The organism is Candidatus Symbiopectobacterium endolongispinus (assembly GCF_018777385.1).
Taxonomy (GTDB): Bacteria; Pseudomonadota; Gammaproteobacteria; order Enterobacterales; family Enterobacteriaceae; genus Symbiopectobacterium; species Symbiopectobacterium endolongispinus.
On record NZ_JAFJYB010000008.1, the window covers coordinates 90,323 to 111,320 of the forward strand.

At 46.5% G+C, this 20,998-nt stretch carries 21 protein-coding genes, 1 other RNA gene and 9 pseudogenes; 11 read left to right on the top strand and 20 right to left on the bottom strand.

All coding sequences use genetic code 11. The annotated features are described in order from the left end of the window. Positions 1-21: 21 nt before the first annotated feature. The 12 genes and pseudogenes from JZM30_RS22325 to grpE all read right to left on the bottom strand — a co-directional run bounded on the left by JZM30_RS22325 (position 22) and on the right by grpE (position 7,035). Complete coding sequence (locus JZM30_RS22325; RefSeq protein WP_252321368.1) at positions 22-411, bottom strand: MFS transporter; 390 nt, start codon at positions 409-411, stop codon at positions 22-24. Beyond that, the gene (locus JZM30_RS22330; protein ID WP_252321369.1) at positions 306-593 is read right to left on the bottom strand and encodes a hypothetical protein; all 288 of its coding nucleotides are present in this window, start codon (positions 591-593) and stop codon (positions 306-308) included. The genes JZM30_RS22325 and JZM30_RS22330 overlap by 106 nt, the downstream gene beginning before the upstream one ends. A 9-nt stretch (positions 594-602) precedes the next feature. After that, positions 603-1,318: pseudogene (locus JZM30_RS24470) on the bottom strand (MFS transporter). A 76-nt stretch (positions 1,319-1,394) separates the two neighbouring features. Beyond that, positions 1,395-2,216: a 2-dehydro-3-deoxygalactonokinase gene (locus tag JZM30_RS22345; protein ID WP_252321372.1), complete on the bottom strand. Its 822-nt coding sequence runs from the start codon at positions 2,214-2,216 to the stop codon at positions 1,395-1,397. Between the two features lie 8 nt (positions 2,217-2,224). Then, complete coding sequence (locus JZM30_RS23730) at positions 2,225-2,359, bottom strand: hypothetical protein (protein ID WP_286673715.1); 135 nt, start codon at positions 2,357-2,359, stop codon at positions 2,225-2,227. Between the two features lie 15 nt (positions 2,360-2,374). Then, the gene (locus JZM30_RS22350) at positions 2,375-2,977 is read right to left on the bottom strand and encodes a 2-dehydro-3-deoxygalactonokinase (RefSeq protein ID WP_252321373.1); all 603 of its coding nucleotides are present in this window, start codon (positions 2,975-2,977) and stop codon (positions 2,375-2,377) included. Next, the gene (locus JZM30_RS22355; protein WP_252321374.1) at positions 2,977-3,378 is read right to left on the bottom strand and encodes a 2-dehydro-3-deoxygalactonokinase; all 402 of its coding nucleotides are present in this window, start codon (positions 3,376-3,378) and stop codon (positions 2,977-2,979) included. Before JZM30_RS22355 ends, JZM30_RS22350 begins: the two co-directional genes overlap by 1 nt. Before the next feature lie 180 nt (positions 3,379-3,558). Beyond that, on the bottom strand, positions 3,559-3,777 hold the full coding sequence (locus JZM30_RS22360; protein ID WP_252321421.1) for a hypothetical protein: 219 nt from the start codon (positions 3,775-3,777) through the stop codon (positions 3,559-3,561). Further along, positions 3,723-4,178, bottom strand: coding sequence for a dehydroquinate synthase/iron-containing alcohol dehydrogenase family protein (locus JZM30_RS24920; protein ID WP_438801542.1), 456 nt, complete (start codon positions 4,176-4,178; stop codon positions 3,723-3,725). Before JZM30_RS24920 ends, JZM30_RS22360 begins: the two co-directional genes overlap by 55 nt. Positions 4,179-4,244: 66 nt before the next feature. After that, positions 4,245-4,696, bottom strand: a pseudogene (locus JZM30_RS24925) (iron-containing alcohol dehydrogenase); the annotation flags it as partial. A gap of 160 nt (positions 4,697-4,856) precedes the next feature. Further along, positions 4,857-6,127: pseudogene (locus JZM30_RS22370) on the bottom strand (Nramp family divalent metal transporter). Between the two features lie 320 nt (positions 6,128-6,447). Next, positions 6,448-7,035: a nucleotide exchange factor GrpE gene (gene grpE / locus JZM30_RS22375; RefSeq protein ID WP_252321375.1), complete on the bottom strand. Its 588-nt coding sequence runs from the start codon at positions 7,033-7,035 to the stop codon at positions 6,448-6,450. A gap of 138 nt (positions 7,036-7,173) precedes the next feature. Between grpE and nadK the strand changes: the two genes are divergently transcribed. The 3 genes and pseudogenes from nadK (at position 7,174) to bamE (ending at position 10,291) form a co-directional block, all read left to right on the top strand. Beyond that, complete coding sequence (nadK, locus tag JZM30_RS22380) at positions 7,174-8,052, top strand: NAD(+) kinase (RefSeq protein WP_252321376.1); 879 nt, start codon at positions 7,174-7,176, stop codon at positions 8,050-8,052. Between the two features lie 87 nt (positions 8,053-8,139). Beyond that, positions 8,140-9,801 (top strand): annotated as a pseudogene (gene recN / locus JZM30_RS22385) (DNA repair protein RecN). 185 nt (positions 9,802-9,986) lie between these two features. After that, positions 9,987-10,291: pseudogene (bamE, locus tag JZM30_RS22390) on the top strand (outer membrane protein assembly factor BamE). Between the two features lie 51 nt (positions 10,292-10,342). Here bamE and JZM30_RS22395 read toward each other — a convergent pair. Then, a pseudogene (locus JZM30_RS22395) lies at positions 10,343-10,624 on the bottom strand (RnfH family protein); the annotation flags it as partial. Next, positions 10,617-11,051, bottom strand: coding sequence for a type II toxin-antitoxin system RatA family toxin (locus tag JZM30_RS22400; protein ID WP_252321377.1), 435 nt, complete (start codon positions 11,049-11,051; stop codon positions 10,617-10,619). The pseudogene JZM30_RS22395 and the gene JZM30_RS22400, both read right to left, overlap by 8 nt. Positions 11,052-11,206: 155 nt before the next feature. On the opposite strand from JZM30_RS22400, the gene smpB reads away from it, so the two are divergent. From smpB to JZM30_RS22430, 7 genes and pseudogenes are all read left to right on the top strand, one after another. Beyond that, positions 11,207-11,689, top strand: a complete 483-nt coding sequence (gene smpB / locus JZM30_RS22405; RefSeq protein WP_252321378.1) for an SsrA-binding protein SmpB — start codon at positions 11,207-11,209, stop codon at positions 11,687-11,689. A gap of 45 nt (positions 11,690-11,734) precedes the next feature. After that, positions 11,735-12,095, top strand: a transfer-messenger RNA (tmRNA) gene (gene ssrA, locus JZM30_RS22410). Positions 12,096-12,218: 123 nt separating this feature from the next. Continuing rightward, positions 12,219-12,729: pseudogene (locus JZM30_RS22415) on the top strand (integrase arm-type DNA-binding domain-containing protein); the annotation flags it as partial. After that, positions 12,707-13,081, top strand: coding sequence for an integrase (locus JZM30_RS22420; protein WP_252321422.1), 375 nt, complete (start codon positions 12,707-12,709; stop codon positions 13,079-13,081). The pseudogene JZM30_RS22415 and the gene JZM30_RS22420, both read left to right, overlap by 23 nt. A gap of 424 nt (positions 13,082-13,505) precedes the next feature. Then, positions 13,506-14,024, top strand: a complete 519-nt coding sequence (locus tag JZM30_RS24475) for a DUF262 domain-containing protein (protein WP_367115791.1) — start codon at positions 13,506-13,508, stop codon at positions 14,022-14,024. Further along, positions 13,949-14,323: a hypothetical protein gene (locus tag JZM30_RS22425; RefSeq protein ID WP_252321379.1), complete on the top strand. Its 375-nt coding sequence runs from the start codon at positions 13,949-13,951 to the stop codon at positions 14,321-14,323. The genes JZM30_RS24475 and JZM30_RS22425 overlap by 76 nt, the downstream gene beginning before the upstream one ends. Positions 14,324-14,729: 406 nt before the next feature. After that, the gene (locus JZM30_RS22430) at positions 14,730-15,083 is read left to right on the top strand and encodes a hypothetical protein (protein ID WP_252321380.1); all 354 of its coding nucleotides are present in this window, start codon (positions 14,730-14,732) and stop codon (positions 15,081-15,083) included. Positions 15,084-15,309: 226 nt separating this feature from the next. Here JZM30_RS22430 and JZM30_RS22435 read toward each other — a convergent pair whose 3' ends face one another. From JZM30_RS22435 to JZM30_RS22460, 6 genes and pseudogenes are all read right to left on the bottom strand, one after another. Continuing rightward, positions 15,310-16,080 carry a hypothetical protein gene (locus JZM30_RS22435; RefSeq protein ID WP_252321381.1) on the bottom strand — a complete coding sequence of 257 codons (771 nt, stop codon included), beginning with the start codon at positions 16,078-16,080 and terminating at the stop codon, positions 15,310-15,312. Positions 16,081-16,162: 82 nt separating this feature from the next. Then, entirely contained in the window at positions 16,163-16,360 is a 198-nt protein-coding gene (locus tag JZM30_RS22440) for a relaxase/mobilization nuclease domain-containing protein (protein ID WP_252321417.1), read from the bottom strand. Between the two features lie 256 nt (positions 16,361-16,616). Continuing rightward, positions 16,617-16,988 carry a plasmid mobilization protein gene (locus JZM30_RS22445; protein WP_252321382.1) on the bottom strand — a complete coding sequence of 124 codons (372 nt, stop codon included), beginning with the start codon at positions 16,986-16,988 and terminating at the stop codon, positions 16,617-16,619. Positions 16,989-17,040: 52 nt separating this feature from the next. Further along, positions 17,041-17,238, bottom strand: coding sequence for a hypothetical protein (locus JZM30_RS22450; RefSeq protein ID WP_252321383.1), 198 nt, complete (start codon positions 17,236-17,238; stop codon positions 17,041-17,043). Between the two features lie 175 nt (positions 17,239-17,413). After that, positions 17,414-17,779: a hypothetical protein gene (locus tag JZM30_RS22455; protein WP_252321384.1), complete on the bottom strand. Its 366-nt coding sequence runs from the start codon at positions 17,777-17,779 to the stop codon at positions 17,414-17,416. Positions 17,780-17,994: 215 nt separating this feature from the next. After that, positions 17,995-18,563: pseudogene (locus JZM30_RS22460) on the bottom strand (recombinase family protein). An 85-nt stretch (positions 18,564-18,648) separates the two neighbouring features. Between JZM30_RS22460 and JZM30_RS22465 the strand changes: the two are divergent. Continuing rightward, positions 18,649-20,958: pseudogene (locus JZM30_RS22465) on the top strand (Tn3 family transposase); the annotation flags it as partial. Positions 20,959-20,998 lie beyond the last annotated feature (40 nt).

Below are 20,998 nucleotides of genomic sequence, written 5' to 3' on the forward strand. Positions count from 1 at the left end.
CGCCTTCACTGCGATCATGCATTAGCGACGATCGGTTTTCTGACGATGAACCAGTAGCACAGGGCGGCACAGCCGGCGATGATCCCACCGCTGACAAACGCCATGGTGTAAGAACCAGTAGCATCGGCGATCATGCCGGTCACCAGCGGTGAGAGTGAATCGGCGAAGTAACCGCCGAAAATTTTGGATACTGTCCACGGAGGCCACCATTGACGCCGGAGCGACATCACCCGGTAATGCCCAGCCAGTTGCAGAGAGCGCCGAGAGCAGCGCCATGGCAATTACCAGCAGGGCCAGCGTACCGGTCAGGCTGGTCGCGAACGGAATAGCCACGACAGCAACGCCTGCCAGCAGCGCGGAGACGCTGATGGTGACGCGTTTGGCAACCAGTGAATCACTAAAAATTTCCATTTCATCAACCACTTGGAAAGATATCCGCCGCCAATGGCCCCGACGATACCGCCGAAGTAAGGAATACTGGCGTAGATACCCAACGCTTTAAGCTCGATATTCTGGGTTTTCATCAAATAGAGCGGCAGGAAGGTGGTGAAGATATTCATCATCCACACATAGCAGAACCAGCCCAGAATCATGCCCCATACTCATTTGTACTTGAACAGCCCACCCCAGCTTATGGTGACTTCGCTGTTGCCCAGTTTTTCTGCGGTACAACCGCCTTCTTTAGTATAATCCAGCTCTTCTTTGCTCAGCGTCGGATGCTTTTCCGGCTGATGGTAAGCAAAAATGAATAACACCAGGAAGATCAGACCAATACCACCGGCGATAAAGAATAGAGCACGCCAGCCGAAAGGTACAATGATGGCAACCAGAATCGGCGGAGCAATGGCCGGACCCCATTTGGATGCAGCATCCCAGAAGCCTGTTGCCAGTGCGCGTTCTTTTTTCGGGAACCAGGGTGCGGTGATTTTCGCCGCACCCGGCCAGCACGGTGCTTTCGTAATACCCAGGATGCCGCGCGCAAACAACAGCGTGGTGAGGTTGCTACAGGCACCAGTCAACATGGTGGCGCCGCTCCACAGGCCGATTGCCCAACTGTAGACTTTCTTCGGACCAAATTATCGACCAGCCAGCCGGAAGGCAGTTGGCACATGGCGTAAATCAATGCAAACACGGACCCCATTAAACCAATATCGGTATTGGTCAAATGCAGATCTTTCATCATATCGGGCGCGGCAATGGATAATGCAGCGCGATCGAGATAATTGATAATGCCACCAATTAATAACAAGAAAACGACAAACCACCGTTTCTTGCCGATTTTTTTACTCGCGGCATCGGTATTAACCAGAGTACTCATCGTGATATTCCTATAATAATACCTGTAGGGTAAGAGGTAATGGCATTCTTCTGCCTGCTAACAGATGGAATGTTAGTTAAATAATTTTCCTGACCCGGGCAATTTCCAATGCACCTAAGCCAGACAGCGAAGGCTGATTATCATCAATCACCATCACGTCGCCGGTAAAAAAGGCATCATCCTTAATTAATATTTCAAAGGCGTTCTTTAATATTTTCTTGCCGCAAATCACTAACGTGGCATTCGGGGAGATATTCAGCGCTTTGCTGTTTTTGATCGCGAGAATATCCGTTTGTAATACCGCACCGAGTAAATAGTTCGCCTTTTGGTTATCACTCAGTGCCGCGAACATATCGAGAATGCGCACCGAGAAGCAGCTGCGCGCCAGGCCGACGGCAGCACAATCACGTGCGCCTTGCAGCAGATACTGCGCTTCTACTTCATTGGCGAACTGGTGTTTCAGCGAGCTGGCCAGAATGGTGCGTTGCGTAATAACATCCAGCAACTCACCGGCAATGGTGGTTACGCAGCCTTCAATACGGTTATCTGAATCGACTTTAATGAATTTGGAGTGAGAGCCTGGCTGGATAATCAGCGCAGAGCCGCGAATATCCAATGCGGCAATGGCACCGATGGTTTCCACTTCCTCACCGCGCATCACATCCATTTTTTCGACGTTTTCCGGTGCAACCGCGCTATCGTTGTTGCGAATGCCGGGAACAAACCAGATCGGCTGATCGCTCACCTCGGGAATGACCTGCTGCACCATACTCGCCGCCAATTCGTTAATGCCTGCCGGTGCCACAACATGTGGGATTTCACACAGGCCAACATTGGAGGTGATCATGCCAGCAGAAAGATAGGTCACTTTAGCCTCTGGCGGTAACGCCGCCTGCACGCCACGCGTCAGGTTTCTTTGCTGCCGGTGATAGCCGTGTCGCGCACGCCAACCGCCTGACTAGCTTCAGCAATAATGCGATTGTCCTGCCAGACAAAAACGCGCGTGTTGGTGGTGCCAGTATCAATCGTAACGGAATACATGTTTCTCTCCTGCCCTTAACCCTGTTGCCCCAGTTCAACGCGAGCGGCGATATAGCCCGCGCCTTCCACCACCAGTATGTCAATCTCGTCCCGCGCGGTGATAAGCGTCGCCGGACGCGTCAGACCGAGAGCGTTTTTCATCATGTGCTGGTAGATATGGCAGCACTGCGCGTTACCGACAAAAATAACTTCACCGTTCAGGTCAAACCCTTGCCGCTGGGCATCGGCAAACAGTTTCATGTCGTCAGCCGCCATCGTCGCTTCGCAGAACAGCTTGCGTTCCGCCGGTTGGGTATCCAGTGAGAATTGAATAAAGCGGGTCAGTAGAATGGTGCGCAACAGACCACTTTGCTGCACGCTGCGGTAGGCCGCATCGGCAATTTGCTCAGAGAAGCCGTTGGGTTGGGGTTCAGCACTTTTAACGCTGGAGCCAATAAAGGTCTCTTTCAGAACAGCGGCATACACCTGACCGCTCAGCGATGTCATGCTGCCCGCCAGTCTTCCTTGCGCATCAATGTGAATCAGCTTGGTGGTCGATCCCAGCTCAATAATGGTGCATGGCAACGCGGGCTTATGGCGGCTCAACACGCCAATCGCCTGCGTTTCTTCACCACGCATCAAATCCAGCGATGCGATCCCTTCCCAGCCGCATTTTTAATGCCGGGTATAAACACCACGGGAATATCGATCGGGAAAATGGCCGGATCGCGATACTGGCGGGCAAAGGTGGCAAGATCATCGATGTTGACCGGGGCGGTCAGGTGCGGGATCTCTACCAGCCCCAGATTAGAGGTGATCATTCCTGAAGCGATGGCAAAACGCACATCGTTGAGTGTCAGGCTTTCCTGCGTTAGCAATTGTTGGAAACCGGTGGCAATGCCCTCTTTCAAAGCGACATTATTACCGGTCGCTGCCGTGCTGTTTACCCCGACCGGAATTTCATTTTTACTGATTACCGCCTGATCTTTGATCAGATAAAGGCGGGTATTGGTAGAACCGCAATCAATAACCACAAACATAATCGTTAGCCTCTTATTTTCACAATATTTATAACGGCCATAAAAATAGGGTATAGAAGTCCTCTGACGATAAAATCTCATCAGTCGGAATAGCTTTTTATTGTCTGGTGCGGATTGATATTAATTACATCACGCACCAGATAAATAAGCGTTTATCCCTGGTGGATAACGCACTCAGAATTACAAGCAGCCCTGATAAATTTCCCGAATTTTTTCTCCGTCTGGTACACGTGGATTATTCGACAGCACGACTTTCATGGTGGTTAATACATTATTAATCAACCAATCGAAGTACTCTTCTTTAACGCCCAATTGCGTCAACGTAGGCACCATATTAATGCCCATTAGGAATTGATGAACCGCCGCCACACTGCTTTCTGCCGCCTGTTCCTGGCCCATGTCGCGCGTATCGACCTCATGGCTTTGGCGATAGCAGCAAATTTCTCCGGTGCCGCAGGCCAGGTATATTCCATAAAGGGTTTGTAAATGGCCGCGATACCTTCCGCATGCACCACATCTAACAAACCGCCCATCGGGTGCTGCAACGCATGCGGCAACGTGGTGCCCGCGCAGTCAATTGCCATGCCCGCCAATGAGCTGGCCAGCGTGACGTTCTCCCAGGCAGCCACGTTGGTGACATCTTCATAGACCAGTGGCAGGTTCTGCGCGATCAACTCAATCGCACGCAGGGACAGCATTTCGCTGAACGGCGTGGCATTCTTGGAAATGTAGGATTCCAGCGCATGGAACAGCACATCGGCTCCCGGTCCGGCGATCACGCGTTTTGGCAGGGTCAGCATCAATTCAGGATCGATAATGGCTGCCTTCGGGTAGATGAGCGGATTCACCAAGCCTTTCTTGTCATTGGTTTCCGGATTGGTGAACACCGCGGTGCGGTTAGCCTCACTGCCGGTACCTGCTGTAGTAGGGATGAGGATGATCGGCAACGCACTGGTACCGACTTTACGACCAAACACGTAATCCCAGATGTTACCTTCATTAACCGCAGAAAAGGCGATTCCTTTCGCCATGTCCATCGCACTGCCGCCGCCGAGACCGATCACCAGATCGCACCCTGCGCCCCCTCAGCCACCAGAGTGGACAGCTGGTTCTGCATAAAGCGATCGTAAACCGCAAACGTGACGCCTGCTTCCGTTAGCGATTGCTGCACCGCCTGCAACTGCCCGGTGGGTTTGGAGCTGTCTGACGCCACCAGCAGCGCCTTTTTACCGTAAGGGCGGGCAATGTCGCCCACTTGCTTGTGTCGTCCTAATCCAAAATGAAATTTGACGGGATTACTGTAATCAAAAGCTGGCATCTTTCACCTCTTTTTGTTCGCATATGCGAACACTGTTCTTATTAATGATCCAGATAATAGAGAGGAGGAAAAATGAGCGCCAGCCTTTTGATAAAAAAATGGACTGCCATCACATTTATTGTGACGACAATCCGTTAGACGTGAGAAATATTATATTGCGTTAACTAAGGAAGAACGTGCTAATCAGCAGATAAGCGTTTAGGGAAATCACAATAAAAACAATCACATTACCGGCATTCTGTACCCAACGACCATTGACTATACATCCCATCAACGCCCGATTTCCGGTAAATGCCAGCAAAGGCACCAGCGCCAACGCAATACCGAAGCTGAGCAGCACCTAACTCAGCACCAATACGCGAGTGGGCTCCATGCCGGACATAATCACAATAAATGAAGGCAGCATGGTGACCGTGCGCCGCACCCACAGGGGAATATGGAAACGGATAAACCCTTGCATCACCACTCGGCCGGCCAGCGTCCCCACGACGGTAGAAGAGAGCCATGCAGCCACCAGACTTAAACCGAAAATAGTCGCCGCTGCCTTCCCTAACAGTGGATCGAGGGTGAGATAGGCACGCTCCAGATCGGCGATATCCTGATTGCCGCTAAAATGGAACGTTGCCGCAGCGGTAGCCATCATTGCCAGATTGACGAATCCGGCAATGGTCATCGCCACTGCCACGTCGATTTTGGTCGCAGCATAGCGTTCGGCACGGGTGAGGTCTTCCCCCTACTGGGTCAATGAAGAGTGCAGGTAAATCACATGGGGCATAATGGTGGCCCCCAACACCCCTGCGGCCAGCAGCACCGCGTCCGAGGTGGGCAACTGCGGCACCGCCATGCCACGCACCAGCAAAGACATTTCAGGACGCGAGAAGATCAGTTCGACAATATACGCGGCAGCGACAAACAGCAGCAGCCCGCATACGCGGCAGCGACAAACAGCAGCAGCCCGCCGATAATCATCTCCAGCGGCTTTTGACCACGCTGTTGCAGTGCCAAAATCAGGAAGGTCGCAATACCGGTAAGAATCACACCCTCAAGCAACGAAACCCCCAACAGCAGCTTAAAGCCGATAGCAGCACCGATAAACTCGGCCAAGTCGGTTGCCATGGCGATGATCTCCGCCTGCACCCAATAGGCCCACACCGCAGGGCGAGGGAAACGATCGCGAATGTGCTCTGCCAGATTTTTTCCGGGGGCAATCCCCAGCTTGGCAGAAAGCAGTTGGATCAGCATCGCCATCAGATTAGCCCATACCACCACCAACAGCAATTGATAGCCGTAGGCTGCCCCCGATTGAATATTGGTGGCGAAGTTACCCGGATCGATATAGCCAATCGCCGCTATAAATGCTGGCCACATCAGAGAAAGCTTAAGCTTCCTTGACGTGCGACTGGCAGTCTCTATCACTCGGCTTCCCGGCATACGATGACCCTTTATTACCTCTATAATGATTCACTTTGTTATTAATAATAATGATTATCAAGTGCATTTAGAGTGGTAAAACAGATTGCTGTAATAGCTAAAACCAACACCGTTAGCAGGGATATCCGTTTAGCCTGATAGGTTCACGACCACCTCTCTACCAGCACGGCCCCCGACACGCACGCATAGCTAAAAATGTGATCTGCGGCAGATTATTAACAAAATATAAACAAAAACTCCAAGGTAAAGTCACTTGGGGTTTTTATTGATTTCAATTTGTTACGCCCGTCTTCAAGTCAGACGCGGGTCGCTCAGGGAAATCAGCTCTTCGCTTTGGAAACGGCAACCATGGCGGGACGCAGCAAACGACCGTTCAGAGTGTAGCCTTTTTGCATCACCATCATTACGGAATTTGACGCATGGTCGGCCGATTCCAGCATGGTCATGGCCTGGTGCACTTCCGGATTAAACGGCACGTTCACGTCACCCACCACCTCGATACCAAACTTGCGCACGGCATCCAGCAGCGATTTCAGCGTCAGTTCCACTCCCTCAATCAACGAGGCGAGGGACTCATTGCTGCGATCGGCAGCATTGAGCGAACGCTCAAGGTTATCAATCACTGGCAGCATTTCACCCGCAAATTTTTCCAGCGCAAATTTATGCGCTTTTTCCACGTCCATTTCAGCGCGACGGCGGATATTGTCCGTTTCGGCACGCGCGCGCAGCACGGTATCGCGCTCACGTTGCTGTAGTTCGTTCAGTTGCGCTTCCAATTCGGCAATACGTTCATCACGCGGATCGGCGACGTCTGTCGTTGCAGGTTCCACTTCCGCATGTTGCCCCTGTGCCGCTTCCATTTGATCTACGACTTGCTCGTCAGGCGACTTCTGTTCTTTACTACTCATGAAATTCTCCGCGGTTTTAGCATTCATCTTGCTTGTTCGCTTATTATGGGGATGAAAACCGGGGATTCAAGAGAAGTAGTCACATATACCGACAGATTTCGTGATACCGGGCGGCTCAGGGTAAGGAAAAGCATAACGATGACGAAACAGTTCAATTGCATTGGCATTGTGGGCCACCCGCGCCACCCCACGGCACTGGCGACGCATGAGATGTTGTATCACTGGCTGCACAGCAAGGGCTACCAAGTCATGCTGGAGCAGCATATTGCCCACGAGCTAAACCTGCCCGATGCGTTGACCGGCAGCTTGGCGGAAATCGGCATGCAAGCCGATTTGGCCGTGGTGGTTGGCGGCGATGGCAATATGCTAGGTGCCGCTCGCGTGCTCTCTCGCTATAACATTGATGTTATTGGCGTCAACCGGGGAAATCTCGGCCTCCTGACCGATCTCGATCCCGATCAGGCACAGCAACAGCTTACCGAGGTGTTGGAAGGGCGCTACCTGAGCGAACGGCGCTTTATGCTGGAAGCGCACGTTTGCCGTCGCAATCAGCCTGACAGCACCAGCACGGCGATCAATGAAGTGGTACTGCACCCCGGAAAAGTCGCCCATATGATTGAATTTGAAGTCTATATTGACGATCGTTTCGCCTTCGCCCAACGCTCGGACGGCCTGATTATCTCAACGCCTACCGGTTCCACCGCTTACTCGCTTTCCGGTGGCGGACCCATCCTGACACCGACACTGGATGCCATCGCGCTGGTGCCGATGTTTCCCCATACACTTTCAGCGCGCCCACTGGTGATAAACAGCAGCAGCAGCATCCGCCTGAAGTTTTCTCATATCACACACGATCTGGAGTTGAGCTGTGACAGCCAGATAACCCTGCCGGTACAGGAAGGGGAAGAGGTACTGATTACTCACAGCCAATACTCACTAAATCTGATACACCCAGAAAATTACAGCTATTTCAATACACTAAGCACAAAACTGGGGTGGTCGAAAAAATTATTTTAAAATTTAGCGCTGGCCACTTTACTGGTTAAAAAACGGCATTATACTGTATTCAATTACAGTCTGTTGTTACATACAGGAAGGTGATTCATGCTGGCGCAACTCACTATCAGTCATTTCGCTATCGTGCGTGAGTTAGAAATTGATTTTCAATCAGGTATGAGCGTTATCACCGGCGAAACCGGCGCGGGCAAATCTATCGCGATTGACGCATTGGGCCTGTGCCTGGGCAACCGCTCTGACGCCAGCATGGTGCGTCCCGGCGCACAGCGTGCCGACATCTGTGCCCGTTTCGCCCTCAGCGATACTCCTGCGGCAAAAGCATGGCTGGAGCAAAACCAACTGGATGACAGCAACGAGTGCCTGCTACGCCGGGTGTTCAGTGCAGACGGGCGTTCACGCGGTTTTATCAATGGCACCGCCGTTCCATTATCGCAGTTGCGTGAGTTCGGCCAGCACCTGATCCAACTGCACGGCCAGCACGCTCACCAGTTGTTGCTCAAACCTTAACACCAACGTCATCTGCTGGATGCCTATGCCGACGAACCGCAACTGCTTGCTGCCATGCAACAAATCTGGCAGCAGTGGCACCAAAGTTGTCGCGATCTGGCACAGTTGCAACAAGCGAATATCGAACGTGAGGCACGCCGTGAACTGTTGCAATACCAGCTCAAGGAGTTGAAAGAGTTTGCCCCACAGCCTGACGAATACGAACAAATTGACGTCGAATACAAACGGCTGGCTAACAGCGGTCAACTGCTGTCACTCAGCCAGCAGACATTGCAGTTGCTCAGCGAAAACGACGATCAGAACATCATGAGCATGCTCTACAGCGCAAAGCACCAACTCGGAGAACTCGTCACTATGGATGAAAAACTGGGCAGCGTGCTGAATATGCTTGAAGAAGCCAGCATTCAGATCAGCGAAGCCAGTGATGAGTTGCGCCACTACAGCGAACAAACGGATCTCGACCCGACCCGGCTCTATGAGCTGGAGCAGCGTTTATCACGCCAAATGGCGCTGGTGCGCAAACATCACGTCGCCCCGGAAAACCTGCCGACATTCTACCAGCAACTGCTGGATGAACAGCAGCAGTTGGCAGAACAAGAGAGCAACCACGCCACGCTCAGCCTGGCCGTTAGCGAGTATCACCAACAGGCGCTGCACGCCGCGGAACAGTTACATGCCCGCCGTCAACACCATGCGCATGAATTGTCTCAGTTGATTACGGCACAGATGCATGAACTAGCCATGCCGCACGGCCATTTCTCCATTGAAGTAGAGTTTTCGCCGGAGCGCCTGACAGCCTATGGCGCAGACAGCATCGCGTTTCTGGTCACGACTAACCTGGGTCAACCGCATCAGGCTCTGGCGAAGATAGCCTCCGGCGGTGAACTCTCCCGTATCGCACTGATCATTCAGGTGATCACTGCGCGTAAAATGGATACTCCAGCGCTAATTTTCGACGAAGTCGATGTCGGTATCAGCGGCCCAACCGCCGCGATTGTTGGCAAAATGCTACGTCAACTCGGCACATCCACGCAGGTGATGTGTGTCACCCACTTACCGCAAGTTGCTGGCTGCGGTCATCAACATTTCTTTGTCAGCAAACATACCGATGGTGCTGCTACTGAAACGCTGATGCAACCGCTGGACAAACGCGCAAGGTTGCAAGAGCTGGCACGTTTGTTGGGTAGCAGCGCAGTAACCAAAAACACATTGGCGAACGCTAAAGAGTTACTGGCTGCGTAAAAACAGCATCAGGAATCGCGAGCCATGGCTAATTGAGTGCGTTTTATCGTTGTTACCGTTAGCGTTCAGACAAAAATAATCAACTTTTTTTGCATTCCGGTGGTCATACAAGCGCCTTGCCGGTTTTCAAGACAGGCAAGGTCTATTATCATCGGCAACCCATGCCCTTAAGGAATGTATTTACTATGCGCTGTAAAACGCTGACCGCCGGTTGTTCTACGCTGGAAAGACTGGTTTATCGTCCAGATATCAACCAAGGGAACTATCTGGCACCGGCTGATGTGGCAAAAATCCACACCGGTATGACCAAGCAACAGGTTGCCTTTACATTGGGTACGCTGATGATGCAAGACCCCTTTGGCAGTGACACCTGGTTTACGTTTTCCGCCAGAAACCCGGGCATGAAGCGGTAAAACAGCAAACGCTGACACTGACCTTCAGCCAGGATGGCATTTTGACCAACGTGAAAAATCAACCGACGCTGAATTGATAGTGAAGCGGTGATCAGAGCACGCATAATAAGGCACAGAATGTGCCTTATTTTTTTGGAACGCGCCGCGCGCTGACGGCGCAATTCTTTAGGATCGGTAATCAACGGACGGTAGATCTCTACGCGATCGCCCTCGATTACTGCATCCGTCAAACGGGCTGGTCGGCTAAAGATCCCGACTTTGTTAAACTGTAAATCGATATCGGTACGCAATGTCAGCAACCCGGAGGCAACAATAGCCTGCTCCACTGTTGCACCCTCTTCCACAGTCACGGACCGCATATACTGACGTTCTGGCAGCACATAAACCACATCGACACGAATTTCAGGCACGGTATACCTCTTTGGCGCGTAAGGTGAAGGCCTGCACCATATTACTTGCCAATTCTTTAAACACCTTGCCAAAGGCCAGTTCGATCAACACATTGGTGAACTCAAAATCAAGATGCAGCCCCACCTTGCAAGCATTGGCGCTTAAAGGAATAAAGCGCCAATCGCCGCTCAATTGGCGGAACGGACCATCAACCAACTGCATACTGATGCATTGGCTCTCGGTGAGCGTATTGCGCGTGGTAAAGGTTTTGCTGATCCCGGCTTTAGAAACATCGACAGCGGCCGTCATCTCTTCAGCGTTGGCAGCAATAATGCGGCTCCCGGTACAGCCAGGCAGAAACTGGGGATAGGAGGCAACATCACTCACCAACTGGTACATTTGTTGCGCGCTGTAGGGCACCAGTGCAGAGCGACTAATCTTGGGCATGGCTTTTTCCGTATTACTTCAAACGCGCGGAATAATAGCACCGATGGCCCGGATGGTAAAAATTCTGAGGCGACGATCGCATCCCTTCCTCAACGTGCGTTCACTGATGCGGCAGTGATGTCTTTCCCTTTAACATCCGGTATAATGACGACACTATGACAAAGAAAAAAGCTTATAAACCCGGCTCCGCCATCATTGCGCAAAACAAGCGTGCTCGCCACGAATACTTCATTGAAGAAGAGTTCGAAGCGGGATTGGCGTTGCAAGGATGGGAAGTAAAATCACTACGTGCAGGTAAGGCCAACATTAGCGGCAGCTATGTACTGTTGCACAGCGGTGAGGCTTTTCTGTTTGGTACTACCTTTCAACCACTACTGGCCTCGTCAAGCCACGTGGTTTGTGACCCAACACGCATCCGTAAACTGTTGCTGAACAAGCGCGAGCTGGATTCGCTTTATGGACGGGTTAATCGTGAAGGTTACACCGTGGTCGCGCTTTCACTGTATTGGAAGAACGCCTGGTCAAAAGTGAAGATTGGTGTTGCCAAAGGTAAGAAAGAGCACGATAAGCGTTCGGATATCAAAGAGCGCGAGTGGCAAACGGACAAGGTGCGCATCATGAAAAACGCCAACCACTAACAGTGGATTAGGGCGTCACGGTTCTGTTATACTAGTGAAGTACTTGGGGCTGATTCTGGATTCGACGGATTGTGTAGCCTTAGGAGCATGCCGAGGGGCGGTTTGCCTCGTAAAAAGCCGCAAAAAATAGTCGCAAACGACGAAAACTACGCTTTAGCAGCTTAATAACCTGCTCTGAGCCCTCTCTCCCTAGCCTCCGCTCTTAGGACGGGGATCAAGAGAGGTCAAACCCAAAAGAGATCGCGTGGATGCCCTGCCTGGGGTTGAAGCGTTAAATCCAATCAGGCTAGTTTGTTAGTGGCGTGTCTGTTCGCAGCTAACCGGCGAATGTAAAGACTAGACTAAGCATGTAGTGCCGACGGTGTAGTAATTTCGGACGCGGGTTCAACCCCCGCCAGCTCCACCACTTTTTAGTTTTTTTGAAGTAGACTTCAGTATACTGAAGTCTACTGAGATTTGCTAGAAGCTACTCATTATGGCACCCTTTTTGGGACCCAACGCAAAGGGTCCCAAAATCGAGGGTCCTAAAATGGCAAAGATCGCTAAGAAACTTACTGATACTGAAATTAAAAATACCAAGCCAGAAGAAAAGGAGATCAACCTTTTTGATGGTGATGGCCTGATGCTGCGAATCGCCCCTCTCTGTATGCTGCAAGAAAAACTGGTATTTCAGGTATGCGGTGCCAGTAACCAAAAAGCGAATCAAGATTAGCTTAGGAACGTATCCTCATCTCACGCTTGCCAAGGCTTGAGCTTTACGTGATCAATACTTGTCGTTGCTTGCAAACGGTATCGATCCACAGATTCACAACAACGATAAAGCCAATGCTCTTAAGGATGCCACTGAGCACACGCTACAGGCTGTTGCAAGGAAGTGGTTAGATGAGAAGGTTAAGACTTCTGGTATCTCACAAGACCATGCAGAAGACATCTGGCGGAGCCTCGAACGAAATGTTTTCCCTGGATTAGGCAATGTCCCTATCAAAGAAATCTGGCCTAAGTTGTTAAAGCAGCACCTTGATCCCATCGAACAAAGAGGCTATACGCATCCTTGAGTTAATCAGACCAATCAGTGGTCATAGAGGGTGGATTTTTCCAAGTATCAAAGTTCCCCTTAAACACATGCATGAGCAAACAGCTAACGCAGCGATTATCCGTATGGGCTTCGGTGGTGAACTGGTAGCCCACGGAATGCGTTCTATAGCAAGAACCGCTGCAGAAGAAAGTGGTAAATTCAGAATCGAGGTGCTTGAATCAGCCTTAGCTCATACCAAGAACAACGAAATCATAGCCGCTTACAATCGTGCTGAGTATCTACTAGAACGAGAGGTTCTAATGCAGTGGTGGGGAGATTATGTTCAGACACAAAAGCACAAAATTCTTGCAGCTTAACGATAAGGCGAGCCAATTAGCTAACAAGGCATAGTGCAATAAAAAACATCAGTGCATCTGTCCAAGAAAATGGGCCAATGGTGCCGAAAGTGTATAGCAGCCCCCACTTAAGCGATATGATATACTTTCACAACTCTTAAATGGAAATAGTTAAATTAACAACTAAAAAGCAGAGGAAAGAAATGAGTGCATCAATAAAAAAATTGAAGTTCTTGAAGAACAAATTTACTTAAAAAGAAAAGAGGTTAGGCATGACATGCGTGACCTGACCGTTGAGTATATTTCCGGGAAATACTCAGAGGGGTTAAAATATAATGACATTGATAATGAAAATATAGATGGGACATCCTTGAAAATAAACACATTATATGTTCCTGATTATCAAAGAGAGTTTACATAGGATGAAAAGAGATAATCAAAACTTATAGAATCCATTATACTCGGACTTCCAATACCTTTTATTTTTGTCGCCGAAAACAAAGACGGCGCATGGGAAATAGTTGATGGTTCACAAAGAATAAGAACCATTCATTCTTTTGTCAGTAATGAGCTAAGACTCGGCGGATTACAATCCATTGATCTTGCTAATGGATCGTTATTCAATGAGTTAGATAAAAGCAGGCAAGGTAAACTCTTAGATACGGCACTAAGATTTATCATCTTGTCGGAGGAGACTACTGATGAAGTCAAAAAGGATATGTTTGAAAGAATAAACAGAGGAAGTGATCTTCTCAAATCTATGGAGAAAAGGAAAGGAATATATCCGGGCCTATTTACCGATTTAATATATGATTATCCAAAGGAAAATCCTGAATTCAAAAAACAACTGCTCGTTGATAAATGGTTAGACAAGAGCACAATGAACTGTTGCTACGTTTTTACGCTCTATCTGAAAATGATAATTATAAGAAAGGAGTTTCCAGAAGTTTTTCTGATTATTTAGATAGATTCCTTGAAAACAAAAACAATGAGCTTTCTAAGCTATCTCCAGAACAACAAAAAGCCATCAATAAATATCGTAATGATATGGATGAAGTTTTGTCCTTTGTTAATGAATTCTTCCCATTTGGATTTAGACACACATCTAATCCTCAAACCAAACATTCAATTTTTGAAGCTATCTCTGTCGGAACTTTATTAGCTATTAGAATGGGTGTCAATAAAGATAAAATAGATAAAGATGAGATAAGGAAAGCCATAAATTCTAAAGAATTCAAAGAAAATACTCATATAGCGAATTAGTTGCACAAAAAGGATAAGCTTGTAGGACGAATTGAGTTTATTCGTGATTTACTTTTGGGGATGTCAAAGTGAATACCATAACTTTAGAAGTCAATGGCAATTTTGAACAAATACAAAAAAATCATTGATTTAATTAAAGTTATAGAGAATGTAGATATCTCGTATCAGGGTATTACAACTACATTGCCAGTGATTAAAGCAAGTGTAATGCTTGCTTTATATAATATCATTTAGGTAACGACTACTAAGCTTTTAAAAAATTCACAAAGAGATAATTCAGTCACAAACACCTTATAAAAAGTTAAGTACTAAAATAAAAAATCTTGTGATACTTTACTATCACTATCATAAAAACAAGGGTAATAACATTCATGAATCTCTAAATGTTATCCACGATAACATTAACATGATAATTAACAAAGATAATTTCAATCTAAGCTATGATGAAATGTCAGAAGTTTATCAGTTGTATAGTGGCAATCTCGATGCCAGAGAAATAAGGAAGATATTTACAAAATATGATATAATAATAGCGGAGGGTATTGGACAAAACCTTAAAACAATAAAAGATGTCAGAAATATATTGGCACATGGAGAGCAAGCATTTGAAGATTATGGTCGAATGATAGTATTAACATCTCTGGAATCACATTTTGCTAATACAAAAGACTTTTTAACGGAGGTTATCAAATCAGTATCAAAATATTTAGATCGGAAGCAATATAGAGAACAACCACCGCAACAAAGAAGAAGAAAATAATTAAGTTTTATTACTCACAGCTAAAAACTGAAATAAATATTCTGACAGCCCCTTCTCTGGGGCTAATTTTCAAGTCATTTAAAATTCCTTAAGTTTGAATTCATAACACTCCCCAGTTGCAGAATAGTTGTTTTTAGAGTTTCTTTTTTATATATTCTTTTAACTTCGATTTAAATTTATTTTCAGAATCAACCATATACGATGGTTTTTTTCTTTATTTCTTCTTTTATAGCTTTCTCTTTATTCCTTGGCTGAATAATAGGTTTTTTATACCTAAACGTTTTCTTATCTCTTCGATTTTAGCTGCTCTACTATTAAAACGACTACCGCTTTCGAGTCTAAATTTATTTGTGACTGAGTTTGCTGTTTCTGCATGATCAAGTATCCTACTGATAGAACTGCCACTAAATGTATTGCTCCTACTATTGAAGCCACTTTTATTATAATTTTTGATTGATTTTTTATTGTATTGTTTTTTAACTCTGTTGAGTATTTGTGCAGCTTTTTGTGTTGTTCTTCCAGTTTTTTTGTTTGTTGGTTTATTATATTTTTTGCTGGGTTTAAAGCTGTTGTTGTTTCTAATGAGTTGTTCACCCTTGTTAGTGTCTGCTGTGTCTGATTTAATGCGGTGCTGACTGATTCCGATAATATCATCATCGATTCTGTCAACGGCTCTACCGTCATTGATATTTGGTTCAATAAATGATCGTTCAATACTATTTGGTTCATTATCTTTTCTTGCTGAGAAGCTTCTAACGAGTTCATTATCTCTATTTTTGTCATATTTCACCTTGCGTTTAATAGTGTTCCAACTAAATTTCTTCCCCAACTGAGAGCCTTTAAATGCCACATCTCCCACACTGAAAGAACAACCCGCTACGTTGCCAGTGCTGGCAACATTCAACCTTGGTTCAATGCCTACGGCCTGCAGACGTTCTACGAACGTCCCTAAGTCTGGTTTTCCTACCATAGTGGCTTGTAGTGCCTTCTGTAGCACGATGCGAGCCGGTTTCTCACCTGTTCTCAGGGCTTGCTCGATCTCGTTCTTGGTTGGTGTTGATACCTCTGATTTTTGACCTTTAAGCCCCCTGTGTAATGGTTAAGCCGTGCTTTAACTCTAAACGTTCACAAGCTGATATTGTTTTTAATAAATCGTGTTGACCATACCAGACTGAACCATCAAGGCCGATCCTGTTTGCTACTATATGAATATGGTCTTTTTCTGTATCTTTATGACGCACACAAATACATTGATGTTTTTCTATATCGATATTCATTTCTTTCAAATAGTCTTTTGCTATATCTTCCCATTATTCATCTGTAATATTTTCATTTTGGGGTAAAGATAAAAAAGCGTGAAAAACAGGTTTTTTATATCTTGCCTAAATTTACCAACGGACTTAAATTCATCAGTCAAATCAATAACATTATTAAAATCACTTGCCATATTGCTATATATGAAATCGTGATCATATTTTAAAATATACTTAACTCTGTTTTTAAATGATTTGCTGTGCTTGCCCACATTTCATTTCATACAGCATATACCTCACAAGCTTTTAATATTCTTTTCATAAGTTGCTTTATAGCAAAGTTAGTTTCTGAGGCTACCGACTGTTTAAAATCTTCATTGGTATTTAGCTTTTTAGCAATCTGATTTATATTATTGCCTTGATGCTGTATTTCTCTATATAAAGACTGCTCAAACTCCGGCATTTTTATTTTAACAACGGGTTCAGATTTTAAAATCTCTTTTTTAATGTAATAACCTCTCTCAAGGCCGGATGATTCAATCAATGATTTTAAATATTCAAACTCTGCTTTGTTTACTCTAAACTGTATAGATATATCCCTGCGTTCTTCTGGATTTAATTCTATACGATCTCTTTTTCTACCTGTATCCATATTTTTGTCATCCCTCAGTGTAAATGTAATCTCTTATAGCTTTCATATAATCTTAATCATTGTTATCGATTAATGCTTGTAAAAGGTCATCAGCTTTATTTTCTCTAATATATCTATTAGCAATAAAATAACACAGCCCCTGTTCTTCGTGGTTAATCTCACTAAAAGGTATATCATTAACTTGTTCGATGTAATAGAAAAAACGTGCTAATATATGAATCTTTAGTTCATAATCCATATTATCAATCATTATTGATTACTCCTTTTGTATTTAATCAGTGCTTTTTTATCTATCATTTTTCTAACATCTGATATTGATTGTTTTGCTTCGCTTGAAGAGTTTGTTTTTCCCATGCAGCTTCTAATCATAAAGCCACCAAGCATTATACAAAGAAGTATCATTGCTACAGATATAAGCATCATATTTATTGCTTCTTGCCCAAAAATCTAAACAGTGTATTATAAGCACCCATGGCTGATATATCTTCAAACCATAAGATAATATGTCCAGCTAAAGCAACCTTAGCTCTATTTGATAGATTATTTATTAATTCTAATGCTTTGTTTAAATCTTTTATCTCAACATCTCTATTTGCTCCATCTCTTGTCTCACCTAAAAAATAGATACTAGCTTCAAGATAATATTTTAAATAATCCAAGTCATAATGTTCATATTTGACAAACTCTTTTTTTGTATCTTCATTACCCAATATAGCTTCAGTTAAAGACTGATAATGTTCAAATAAAACCCTCGCATCTATGTTATTTATAAAATCTAACTCATTATTCATTTTAAATACTCCTATAATAATATTAAATGTAAAACTGTATGATTTACCGCTTCCCCTTGATAGGGGAAATAAGCGGAAGGGTAGATCTTTATAAACCTTGTCTCAGTTTCCGAAAAATGAAAAAACAAAGCTGAACTACACTTATATTTAAATCAATAACCGATAATAAGGGGTCCGCTTGGAAAACGGAAAATATCCCACGCTAAGACTATTTTTTAAACAGTAGGTATTTGCTGTTTTACTTTAACTCTCAGAATCGTTTGCCGTGCGGTTCTGAATTCCCGGGCAATAGCACTTATACTTACACCAGACTGAATTCGTTCGAGTACCCTTTGTTTTTGTTCTTCATTTAACACCGGTGGGCGCCCAAAGCGTTTTCCTGCATCCCGTGCTCTTGCTATCCCCGAATAGGTGCGCTCGAGTAAAAGGTCTCGTTCAAATTCAGCAACCGCTGAAATCACCTGCATCGTCGGACTGGTCAAATCAACGCCACCCAATGCACCCGAATACCTGATCCGGCCAGTTGCTCCACTGTTTTCCTGATATCCATCGCATTACGACCAAGACGATCCAATTTTGTGACAATCAATACATCGCCATTTTCCAGTCGGTCAAGCAACCGGTTAAAACCAGGACGTTCACCGGCCGCTACCGAACCACTGATTTGTTCTTCGATTATTCGCTGGGGTTTGACGCTAAAACCAGCGGTTTCGATTTCCCGACGTTGATTTTCGGTAGTCTGTTCCAGAGTAGAGACCCGACAATAGGCAAAAATTCGTGACATAATGAAATTTTCTGTACGAAATGGGTGTAAATATTATAATGCGTATCCGAAATTAATTTCACTGACTTTCGTACATATTTGTCAGGTAGTGTACGAAACCGACCGGTTAAATGCCATTGAGTCGCTGGCATTGCCTGACGGCATTGCGCTTTCCGTTCACCAGAACCGTTTACTGAAACTGGCACGCGAAGGCAGGAAAATGAGTAGCCGGGATCTGGCTAAATTCACGGATATCCGCCGTTATGCCTCGCTGGTTTGTATAATATCAGAGGCCAGGGCCACCCTGACTGACGAAGTTATTGATCTGCACGAGCGTATTCTGGGTAGCCTGTTCAACAGGGCAAAACGCACGCAGGCCGAACGGCTCCAGCAAACGGGAAAGCTTATTCAGAGCAAGCTGAAGCAGTTCATTACCGTCGGGCAGGCGTTACTTAACGCCAGAGAATCCGGCGAAGATCCCTGGGCCGCAATAGAAGACGTCATTCCCTGGCAGGAATTCATCAACAGCGTGGAGGAAACGCGGTTTCTGTCACGTAAGGACAACTTTGACCCGCTTCATCTGATCACTGAAAAATACAGCACGCTGCGTAAGTATGCCCCCCGGATGCTTTCCGCGTTGCAGTTCAGGGCTGCGCCAGCCGCGATACAGCTTAGTGACGCGCTGGATACCGTCAGAGAGATGTATCGGAAACAACTCCGAAAAGTCCCGTCATCCGCGCCAATCGGGTTCATCCCAGAAAGCTGGCGAAAGGTAGTGATCACTCCCTCCGGTATTGACCGCAAATATTACGAATTTTGCGTACTTAATGAGTTGAAGGGGGCATTACGTTCTGGCGATATCTGGGTAAAGGGATCGCGCCGCTACAGGAATTTCGATGACTATCTGATCCCGTCTGACGATTTTGAAAAATCACTCCGGGATAATCAGCTATCCCTTGCCATTCTGACCGATTGCCATGAGTACAACCGTATGACGCTTCTGGCATCGCGCCTGGAAGAAGTGAATACGATGGCGCTGGCCGGTGATTTGCCTGATGTTGATATATCGGATAAAGGCGTGAAAATTACCCCGCTGGATAATAGTGTCCCTTCAGCAGCATCCCCTTTTGCCGATCTGGTTTATGGCATGTTGCCTCACCCTAAAATTACTGAAATGCTGGATGAAGTGGACGGCTGGACCGGTTTTACCCGCCATTTCACGCATCTTAAAAATAATCACGTCAGACCAAAAGACAGAAAGTTGTTACTGACCACCATCCTGGCCGATGGCATCAATCTGGGGCTGACAAAAATGGCCGAATCCTGTCCGGGAACAACAAAGTTGTCACTGGAGGGCATTCAGGCCTGGTACATCAGGGATGAAACCTATTCAGCCGCGCTGGCTGAGCTGGTTAATGCTCAGAAAAAGCGGCATCTGTCGGCATTCTGGGGCGATGGTACAACGTCGTCGTCTGACGGACAGAACTTTCTGGTGGGTAGTCACGGGCGTTATGCGGGTCAGGTCAATCTGAAATACGGGCAGGAGCCAGGCGTGCAGATTTACACGCATATATCGGATCAATACAGCCCGTTTTACACCAAAGTGATCAGTCGTGTGCGTGACTCCACGCATGTACTTGATGGTCTGCTGTATCACGAAAGTGATCTGGAAATTACAGAGCATTACACTGATACCGCTGGTTTTACGGAGCATGTTTTCGCGCTGATGCATCTGCTTGGATTCGCTTTTGCGCCAAGGATCCGGGATCTTCATGACAAGCGGATTTTTATTCATGGAAAGGCTGAGCGATATCCGGGACTTCAATCTGTGATATCCACAACCCAACTGAATCTTAAAGATATTGAGACGCACTGGAATGAGGTACTTCGCCTCGCAAGCTCGATAAAACAGGGGACAGTTACCGCATCGCTGATGATGAAAAAACTTGCAAGTTATCCTAAACAGAATGGCCTTGTAAAGGCATTGAGGGAAATCGGACGCATCGAGCGGACACTGTTTATGCTGGACTAGTTCCGAGATCCATCACTGCGCCGACGCGTACAGGCGGGGCTGAATAAAGGTGAAGCCCGGAATGCGCTTGCACGAGCGGTCTTTATGCACCGGTTGGGGGAGGTCAGAGATCTGGGGCCGGAGAATCAGAACTACTGGGCTAGTGGTTTGACGTTGCTGACTGCGGTGATCTCCCTGTGGAATACGGTATATATAGAAAGAGCCATAGATTCCCTGAGACGAAAAGGGCTCCCTATTAATGAACAACTTATTTCTCATTTGTCCCCGCTGGGATGGGAGCACATCAATCTGAGTGGGGATTACGTTTGGCGGACAAACCTTAAGCTGGGACAGGGTAAATACCGTTCGTTACGCTCAGTAGATAGTGGTCTGTACAAAAAATAGGCTTAGCGTAGGATATTTTCCGTTTTCCAAGCGGACCCCT